Genomic DNA, 9423 nt, shown 5'->3' on the forward strand with positions numbered 1-9423 from the left:
TTTTAAGGAACATTGTAGCCCCCCAGACGAAAAAATAATAGGACTACGATAAGTATAGAATAAAACCTTCCAAATAAACAGATTTTCAGAATGATTTCGCTAAATATTTTAGGACTACAAAACAAGAATTGAATCCGAAATACCTTATCCTGAAAGGGATTGGAAATTTATGTCGCCAAACTTGGGTTATAAATTTATTGATTTACGGATGATTGTTTTAAGGAGATTCGTCTTTGTCAAATAAGCGTTTCATTTTTCCATCTTTTTATTCATAGTTTGGATAGCAATATCCGAAAATAATAACCCTGCCGCTGCCAATAGCCCGATGTAGACTCCATAAGAAGCAAATGAAAATTGATCCAATAGAGAATCAAAAAACGCTTTCCCGCGTTGCATTTCATTCATCACACCAATAATGACCTGAAAAAGGAAGGTAGCACATGTCAGAAGGAACAAGGCTTTCGGTTCTTTTCGGACATTTTCGCTTTTTTTAATTACGATTCTTATGCATAGCAAAAGAATAGAGACCAGCATAATGCCTGTTACAAGAAATGAAAGGCTTGTTATGGCTCCACGCATAATGCCCGCATAGCCAAAGCCCAACGAGACAAAAAGAAAATAAAATCCATTCATAGGAGTACTTGAAACCATGTCCATATACGGAATCCACGGCAAAAAAAACGAAATAAGTAGTAAAGAAGCAAAGAATCGTTTAATAAGGTCCCTCTCCTTTCGAGATTGTAAACTAATTGACTAATAAAATATTTGATACCATAGTGGGTGCCTCAAAGACCTGATTTGATTTACCGGTTGCATCCCATATTTCTATTTTATTCTTTCGGTTATCGACGATGTAGAATTTTCCGTTTATATATGAAAGATGTTCTGCTGCGTTTTGTGAATCAAATGAACTAATAACTTCAGCTTTATTTATATCAAAAACTGAAATCTTTGCCCCTTTTTTATATCGGGCAGAGTAATTGGTTACAGCAATTTTTTGATCTCCTATCACTTTTAACTCTCCCACCATGTCTTTATACGGGAAAATCCGAGTTTGTTGTAATGTTTTTGGGTCGAATTCAAGTAGATTTCCTTCTTCACCTTGAAGCCCCATATACAAATGGCCATTAAAATACAATAGGCCATGAAATCCTCGTTGTTCGTTCGATAATTTCTTCACCTGTGTCAAACCATCTGATAATGAGACCCTTACCAATTGCGGAAGAGATTGTTTAGGGTCTTTGGGATCAACCAGTAAACTGTTCCAATAAATATTATTACCATCAAATTGTAACCCTGAAATTAGACCGCTATTCTCGATTGTTTTCCACTTCGTTGCCTGTAGTGAAGAATCTACCTTATAAATGGTTGGATTGAACCCGTTTTCTCTGCAAACGATATAAGCATCATGATCCTTAAAAAATACTGCTAAGGGAATAAAACCGACCTGGATGATTGTTTTTTTAGAATTTGTCAAATCAAAAACAACCACAGAATTGTCACGAGTTGTTGAGTCGGGTTTCCATTGTACCGGGATCCAGATCCTTTCTTTTGAGTCTTTGAATATTTCATCACCATATCCTTTTGTAAGGGAGAATTGTTCTTTTTTTTCCAAAGTATTTGGGTCAACAAAATATAATGTATAGTCACCTTTATGATAACTTGCATAAGCGAGTGATCCCGAAAATTTTTTAGATTTATTTGCTTCTTGAGAACATCCGACTAAATTCAATAACAACATTACTAATAATAAGGGTATAATACAGAGCCGTTTGTCCAAACTTAAAGACACCCTCTCGGAAAAATTTTACAAGAGAAACCGCCCTAGCGGCTTCTCTTGTGCTTCTCTTGTGCTTCTCTTGTGATCGTATGTTATTTTAGTTGATCGTCAGTTAATCCCCATTGCTTTTTGGCTTCTTCTTTGGTCATTTTTCCATCTTTAATTCTTTGTTTTGCATATTTAATTAAGCCGGGCTTTGCATTAGAAGCGACGATCTCCAAATTCTCGATAGGCTTCCCATCTTCTTTTGCGGCTTTTATTTTTTCATCTACCGCTTTTTTAACTTCATCAGTCAAAGCGTTTGCGTGAACCGTTACTCCATTGTAAGTGAACGTTTTAGCGGTATCGCTATAATGTTTAGGTTCATTAGCTTGAGAAATAACCACTATTAACATGGGTGTCAAAATTAGGCCACCAATCATTAGACTTTTGATTTTCATTGTTATACCCATTCCTTTCGCTTCGCTCAAGGCACAAAACGGAATGAAATCCGTTAGGCCGTGAGCGATTCTTTTGTATTCTTAAACTTACAGGGATGCCAGTACACTACAAATCACGCGGAGGTGAGTGGGCCACTTCTTATATGGAGTGACCGCATTGTTATATGTGTAGATCGCCTTTCCAAGCACAAATAAGTGTCGCTTCGAGCACGCAGACTTATCTTTGTATAAACAACTCGTTTATTGCTGGGCAATCAGTCCCTGCTGACTATCCCTGTATATCTTGGAAAGGAGTTTCCTTATGGCTTTAAAAATTGTCTACCCTGTCTGTTGTGGAATTGACGTTCACAAAACCTTTGTCGTGGCCTGTATCGCTTCCACCGACAGCAAAGGCGTCACGACTTACAAACGCCATCGCTTTTCAACCTTTACCAAAGGACTGAATGAGCTGTCACAGTGGCTTTGTGAGAACGACTGCAAGGATGTTTGTATGGAATCGACCGGGAAATACTGGATTCCCGTGTTCAATATTCTGGAGCATCCTGCAACATCACATTGGCTCACCCGAAATACGTTAAGGCCATTCGCGGCAAGAAAACGGACAAAAAGGACGCCCAATGGATTGCCGATCTGTTCAAGCACGACCTTGTCGCGGGAAGCTTTATGCCTCCCTTGCCAATCCGGCAACTGCGCGACCTGATGCGCTACCGCTTTAAGCTGACGAACTTTTCGTCGAGCGAGAAAAATCGGCTCCAAAACAGCTTGACGGTTTCCAACATTCAAATCGGAAATGTCGTTTCGGATACGTTTGGCAAAAGCTCGATGAATATCATTACCAAACTGCTGGACAATCCGCACGATACGTCTTTTGACATGGAACCGCTCATTCACGGCTCCATGAAAGGGAAACTTCCTGAACTGGAACTCGCGATTGACGGACTCATTACGCCCGAACAGGCCGGAAAAATCAAGGTCATCAAACAACACTACGAAGACCTCGAATCCCGTAAAACGGAACTGGAAACCATTATTCTTTCCCTTGCCGGGTCCTACTCCGAAGAAATCAAATTGATTTTGACTGTTCCGTCCTTCAAAAACCTGTTTTCCGCCATTGCCGTGGTTTCAGAAATAGGTGTGAATATGGACGTGTTCCCGACAGCCAAACATTTGTGCTCCTGGGCAGGACTAACACCCACTAACAACGAGAGTGCCGGCAAGAAAAAGTCAGTAAGGATTTCGAGAGCCGGCTGCTACATCAAGCCTCTTTTGGTACAGTGTGCCACCGCTGTAGTCAAAAGCGAAAAACATCCCGAAATCCGAAACCGTTACTTGCAACTGAAGAGGCGCAGAGGCCACAAACGTGCGATCATTGCGATTGCCCGAATGCTGTTAACGGCCATCTATCACATCTTGAAGAACAAAGAACCCTATAACCCTGATTTGTACAAAAAATCCGATGTTCGTCCAGTAAACCGTGAAATCACGGTAGAACAAGCGGTTTTATTGGCACAAGCTCAGGGTTATCGAATAATGGCGGCTGCAACCTGATTCGCCTTACCCCTCAAACGTAATACATTATTTACCATTTGGTCGTGTTGTGTACGGCTTATTTTGGCATGCTCGTTTACTTTGTTCTGTGCGTTACCCAATGATTTCAGACTTTTCCTCCTTGTATAAGACGATTAGTTGTGACGATATCCAGTCCAAGCATAGTTACCGCCTCCGTCATATCCAGCGGAAGTCGCATATCTATACTCATAAACAGCATTATCATAATAGGTACCGCTTGGCGTGTCCCACCCCATTATATACCCTGTATTATCATAAAAAGCACGGGCTACTAATTTTGAGCAGAACCATTCGTTGTTTGAAGACCAAGTAGCAGAAAAATTATACGTACCCCCATAACTGTTGGCGGTATAAACGATCGAATCTCTAGTATAGCTTTTATTTGGAATAGACACATAATCTAACGAGGCAGCATCGTATTTATGAAAATGACTTTGCCATGACGTAGTATAAACATTATCCCATTCCGAATCAGGCTGTGGATTCCACGTGGTAGCCTCTACAATATAACCGTCCCATCCAGACTCCCTTTCAAATGGATCGTATGGACGAAAAGCGCCTCCTCCATAATAAGAACCTTCTCTAGTCATAGCGACGTGAGACCAATTCCCATACCAATTTCCATTGTTATATCCAAAAAGAAGCTCTGCTTTTTGACTCGGTGCTAAATCCAAATCGTTAAAATTACCGGACCAAGTTCCGGAGATAGACCCACCGTCTCTATTAGTACCGGCATTTGCAGTAGAACTAATCATTGCCAAGGATGAAAATAAAGATAATGCAACAAGTGTCTTAGTTAGGGCATTTTTTAACTTCATACATAAACACCTCCATTTTTTGATTAACGATCGAAATTTTGACACTACACCTTATTTGACTTTCGTTCCGCTACATACTTCTCTATATACCCCCTTTTTTGTAAGAAATTACAAGTTCTTTAAATGGATTCGATATGATGCAAATAAATTCCTGCATTGATTTTTTTTTTTTTTTTTTTGAAATCTAAAAATTATTTCGATATCCGTTGACATGATTCGTTTTCCATCAATTTTTCTTATGGTCGTGTTTACTCAGAGATTTTATAAGTGAGCATTTTGCAGATTCCCCAGCCCTTGTCCCATAAGGTTTCTAAAGGATAAAAAAAGGACTTCACCCCAAATTGGAGAAGTTTTCAAGTGACTAAACAAGAAAACCCAACTTGGGAGGGAAGTCACTTTGTATATTCTCCAAGAAACCTTGTTTTCCTTTGAGGACTGGCACAAAATTGACTACAAAGATCGTCTACCAATTTTCTTTGCTGCCTTAAATCTGCATCCTTACGCAAGACAATTGAGAAGTCCATCACCCCAAGGGGCTGAGGAAATCTGCCGGGAAGCGTTATTACGTGCTTTCTTGGTAGCCCCGTTGGAAGGAATCTCGACATTTACGGCACTCCATCATCGGCTCGATACCGACTTGCGTTTCCGTTATCAATGCGGGTTTCGGATGGATAAACCAGCTCCCTCCATTTCGACTTTGAGTCGGGTGTTTAGCGAACTGGTAAAAAAGAATCTTGCTCAACAACTCTTTCTCGATCTCGTTCAACAGTGTCGTAACGAAGGTATCATCGACGAAGCAAGATTGCCATTGACGCTATGGGCATTAAGGCGTACGAAAAGAAACAATCGAAATCCAGATGTCAAGAAACTGGCAATGCCACATGGGGCGCTAAGTTTGATTCGTTTGGCAATAAAATCACATGGTTTGGCTACAAAATTCACCTTGCGGTCGATACCGAGAGCGAATTACCCGTTGCACTCGATGTCACACCGGCACATGTTAATGACGGAGACATGGCACCGCCACTTATGGAAGAGGTGGTCAAGCAGTCAGAACAGGATGTTAAGTATTTCATCATGGATGCCGGGTATGATCAGGTCAAGAATTACGAAGCCGCTCGTAAGCATAAAGCTCAAGCGATCATTCCGCTGAATCTTCGGAATGAGAAGGAACCGCCGGCCGGATTCTCATCCAATGGGACTTCTCGTTGTTCCATGGGATACGAGATGACATATTGGGGAGCGAATGGAGATTGGCTCAAATTCCGCTGCCCTCATGCTACGGGAAAAGTCGAGTGTCCGCACGGTACTTCTTGGTGTTCCTCATCCAACTATAGAATGGTAGTGAAGGTGAACATCAACGATGATATCCGACGGTTTTGTAATCCCCATCGGGATACGAAGAATTGGAAGCTTCTTTACAACGAACGAACTGCGGTCGAACGTTGTAATTCTCGCTTGAAAGAGTTTCTTACGGCAAACGACGTCCATGTGGGAGGCATTGAGAAGGTGAAAACCCACGTATATCTCAATGCGATTGTATTGCTGGCAACGGCGTTAGCCATCTCCAAAGCAAAAGTAAAGAAACGAGTTGCTTAATAATTCAGAACAAACCTGATTCAGAATTCTGTTGGTATGCCCATTTGACTGTTGCACTTTAAAGAACGAAAGCGAAAACCATTCTTTACAAGGGAGCATTTGTTTTCACTTCTTATGGAATAGCTAATTCTGCAAAACGCTCAAGTAAGTCCTTGTTCTCAAAGAATCACTGAATAAGGACTACTAACCAACAGCCCAGTAAGTAGAAATAGCACCTATAATTTTGCTTTTACGTTTTACGGTTCCAACCTAATTTTTTGATTTGTGCATAAAAGTTCGATGATTTTTGTACTTTTCCTTCTTAAACTTAATTTATTTTATAAATAATTAAGTTGTTTTGAAAAATTCTGTTGTTTTCCAATCCCTGATAAGCACTTCATACCAGGTAAAGATCCCTCAGCCGCATAGCGGTCTATGTTGATGAAAATTCACATCGTTTTTCCTTAATCCGTTGAGTTCCGTTTTTTATTTTGGTACTGGAACTTCGAGCATTTTCTTTTTTCATTGTCCAATGGATGGCCTTCGGCTATACTAATTCGCAACAGATAGTACCGATTCCAGTGATTAGCAACACGGGATTCTTACTTTGTATACATATAAACAAAGAGGAAGCCCTTGAAAAATAAGGACTTCCACTTTTTGTGTTAAGATAAATGACAGCGACGCTAATACTCCTCCTAAACCTATTCGACCAATTTACTTCAAGAGTTGAGGAGCATTGTTGCGTGTACCGCAATATTAGATTCTAGACATATGGGATACCCGGGACACCTGATATGTATTAAAGATTTTTGTAGACATCGCCGCGACTCGAGACCTTGATGATCAAAATAACAAATTGTTCGTTTTCCACTGAAAAGACAATCCGAAAGTCCCCCACACGTTTCCGGAAGAGACTTTCGCCGCCTTCCAAGGGCTTCACATTTTTATCAAGGTACGGATTCTCGGCTAGCTCAAGAATGGCGTTTCGGATCCGCAATCGTGTGGGTTTGTCCAGTTTCTTAATATACTTTTCAACCTCTTTGCGGAAGATCACTTTATACATCATTGCTCAGGTCTCCAAAAACCTCATCAAAAGTGGCATACTCGCCTTTCGCCACTTCCTCTTTTGCCTTTTTTGCCTCAGCCAAAATTTCGACCAGCTCTTCTGGAGTCAAATCGTCAACGTCTTTTTCGCCTTCAAAAATGATTTTGGGCAGCGCCTTTACAAGTCTCTCGTATCGATCTTCAGGTAACAGGTCAATGATGCGGTGGAACTTTTCTTTTGGCATCGACATAGCGATTCCTCCATAATGTCCGCTAAATTATATTAGCGGTGATTGTATGTATCTTAAATTCACCCTTGATGTCCGCTAATGTAAGTCAAGAATTTGGAGGGTTTCCGACAGTGAGCATCCCAAAGGTAATATCCGCACAAGGAGAACAAATAATTAACGATTTCATATACATCCTCTCCACGGAGGAAGACTTGAATCCAAAAACTTTGAAGGAATATGCAAGTGATCTGAAACAGTTTATTGGATGGTTTGAGAGTTCTGAACAAGACAACCAGGAAGAGGATATTGCTTTTCGATTAGAGGATGTGGCCCCCCCCACGTTGACCCGATACCGGGAAGTCATGCAAAAAACAATGGAATTAAAGCCGGCAACTATCAACCGCCGCTTAATTACACTTAAACGATTTTTTGAGTGGGCGACTACCGAAGGACGTATCCGCCGTGATCCTTCAAAGTCGGTGAAGTTAGTTCCGGCAGAAAAGACAAGCCCCCGACAGATGACAGAAAAAGAAGAAGCCGCTTTGGTTGCTGCGGCGGAACACAGCGGTACGTTACGAGATCAAACCATTATTATATTAATGCTCCATACGGGCCTTCGCACAATGGAAGTTTGCGACCTAGCACCAGAACATATCAATATTGGAAAACGCAGCGGACAGGTTATCGTTCGGTCCGGCAAGCTCAATAAACAAAGAGAAGTTCCCCTGAACTCCACATGCAGAGCTGTTTTGGAAAAATATTTGCCGACACTGCCGCCAGGTACTAAGTATTTGTTTCCATCTGAAAAAACAGGCGGCAGGCTGAGCGAACGGGCACTGCGGCATCTGATTCAAAAATATATGAAATTGGCGCGGCTTGAAGAGCTAAGCGCTCATGATCTACGGCATCGATTTGGGTACGTAATGGCAGTAAATACTCCTTTGCACCGACTGGCTCAAATTATGGGGCATGACAGCTTGGATACGACGATGATATACGTGAAGGCAACCCAAGCGGATTTACAATCCGAGGTTGAAAAAATTGCTTGGCAATAGGAAAGGTGAAACGTCATGTACGCGAGAGTAAGAGAACTGCTCACTCCGGAAGAAAGATCACGGTATATGAAAATTCCTTCTGATCTTGACGATTGGGAATTAGGTACTTACTTCACGTTTACACAGCATGACATTGAAGTGATCAAACGACATCGGAGAGATTACAATCGGCTTGAATTTGCTGTGCAATTATGCGTCCTCCGGTATCTCGGCTGGACGATATCAGGCGTGAAAGAGATTCCGGAAAATGTATTGCGGTATATCGCTAAACAAATCAATCTGGACAGTAAAGAATACAGCTCCTATTTCCAACGGGAAGCGACAAAATATGAACACTTGGAGGAGATCCGGAAGGAATATGGATTCACCTCGTTTACCCCGCGTGAATACCGTTCTCTTTCCAAGTATCTTTATACCCATGCAATGGCAAATGGTAATCCGTTGCATCTAATCCAAACCGCTTTGGAAGAGTTGCGCAAACAAAAAATCATTCTTCCCTCGATGGCTACCATTGAACGAGCTGTATGGGAGGCTCGGAAGCGGACTGAGGAAAAAATCTTCAAGGTTTTAAGCTCTTCCCTGACTTCCACACAAATTGAGAAGCTGGACCGTCTTGTGTCTCCTATGCCGGATAGCAGTAAAACGTACCTGGCTTGGCTAAAAGAGGCGCTGGCCACTCTTCGCCGGATGCCTTCCTGAAAGTGATCGAAAAACTCGAGTACATAAGAGATTTTACAGTTGCAGATTGATACCAGCGGGATTCATCCAAACCGGTTACGTCAGCTTTCGAAAATAGGGTCAAGATATGAACCCCATTCCTTCCGCAGATTTAATGAACTTAAATTGCAAGAATAAATGCAACAACACACGATAATCCATAATATGTAAGATTAAACGACCGATTTT

The 9423-nt window shown here is 41.5% G+C and carries 7 protein-coding genes and 3 pseudogenes; 4 read left to right on the forward strand and 6 right to left on the reverse strand.

Annotated features, from left to right (window positions below; all coding sequences use genetic code 11):
* Positions 1-249: 249 nt before the first annotated feature.
* The 3 genes from ACFO8Q_RS01010 to ACFO8Q_RS01020 form a co-directional block, all read right to left on the reverse strand.
* On the reverse strand, positions 250-657 hold the full coding sequence (locus ACFO8Q_RS01010; protein WP_380023620.1) for a hypothetical protein: 408 nt from the start codon (positions 655-657) through the stop codon (positions 250-252).
* Positions 658-745: 88 nt separating this feature from the next.
* Entirely contained in the window at positions 746-1780 is a 1035-nt protein-coding gene (locus ACFO8Q_RS01015; RefSeq protein WP_380023622.1) for a hypothetical protein, read from the reverse strand.
* A 92-nt stretch (positions 1781-1872) separates the two neighbouring features.
* Positions 1873-2220 (reverse strand): hypothetical protein, encoded by a 348-nt coding sequence (locus ACFO8Q_RS01020; RefSeq protein ID WP_380023623.1) that lies wholly within the window; start codon positions 2218-2220, stop codon positions 1873-1875.
* A 301-nt stretch (positions 2221-2521) separates the two neighbouring features.
* Here ACFO8Q_RS01020 and ACFO8Q_RS01030 point away from each other — a divergent pair.
* Positions 2522-3768, forward strand: a pseudogene (locus ACFO8Q_RS01030) (IS110 family RNA-guided transposase).
* 134 nt (positions 3769-3902) lie between these two features.
* On the opposite strand, the gene ACFO8Q_RS01035 reads toward ACFO8Q_RS01030, so the two are convergent.
* Positions 3903-4607 (reverse strand): hypothetical protein, encoded by a 705-nt coding sequence (locus tag ACFO8Q_RS01035; protein ID WP_380023627.1) that lies wholly within the window; start codon positions 4605-4607, stop codon positions 3903-3905.
* Positions 4608-5004: 397 nt separating this feature from the next.
* Between ACFO8Q_RS01035 and ACFO8Q_RS01040 the strand changes: the two are divergent.
* Positions 5005-6206 (forward strand): annotated as a pseudogene (locus ACFO8Q_RS01040) (transposase).
* Positions 6207-6987: 781 nt separating this feature from the next.
* Here the strand turns inward: ACFO8Q_RS01040 and ACFO8Q_RS01045 are convergent.
* Together ACFO8Q_RS01045 and ACFO8Q_RS01050 are read right to left on the reverse strand one after the other, a co-directional pair.
* The gene (locus ACFO8Q_RS01045; RefSeq protein WP_380023630.1) at positions 6988-7254 is read right to left on the reverse strand and encodes a type II toxin-antitoxin system RelE family toxin; all 267 of its coding nucleotides are present in this window, start codon (positions 7252-7254) and stop codon (positions 6988-6990) included.
* Entirely contained in the window at positions 7244-7477 is a 234-nt protein-coding gene (locus ACFO8Q_RS01050) for a hypothetical protein (protein ID WP_380023631.1), read from the reverse strand. The genes ACFO8Q_RS01045 and ACFO8Q_RS01050 overlap by 11 nt, the downstream gene beginning before the upstream one ends.
* A gap of 74 nt (positions 7478-7551) precedes the next feature.
* Between ACFO8Q_RS01050 and ACFO8Q_RS01055 the strand changes: the two genes are divergently transcribed.
* On the forward strand, positions 7552-8517 hold the full coding sequence (locus ACFO8Q_RS01055) for a tyrosine-type recombinase/integrase (RefSeq protein WP_380023632.1): 966 nt from the start codon (positions 7552-7554) through the stop codon (positions 8515-8517).
* A 15-nt stretch (positions 8518-8532) separates the two neighbouring features.
* A pseudogene (locus tag ACFO8Q_RS01060) lies at positions 8533-9360 on the forward strand (DUF4158 domain-containing protein); the annotation flags it as partial.
* Positions 9361-9423 lie beyond the last annotated feature (63 nt).

It is taken from the genome of Effusibacillus consociatus (genome assembly GCF_042652925.1).
In the GTDB taxonomy this organism is placed as follows: domain Bacteria; phylum Bacillota; class Bacilli; order Tumebacillales; family Effusibacillaceae; genus Effusibacillus; species Effusibacillus consociatus.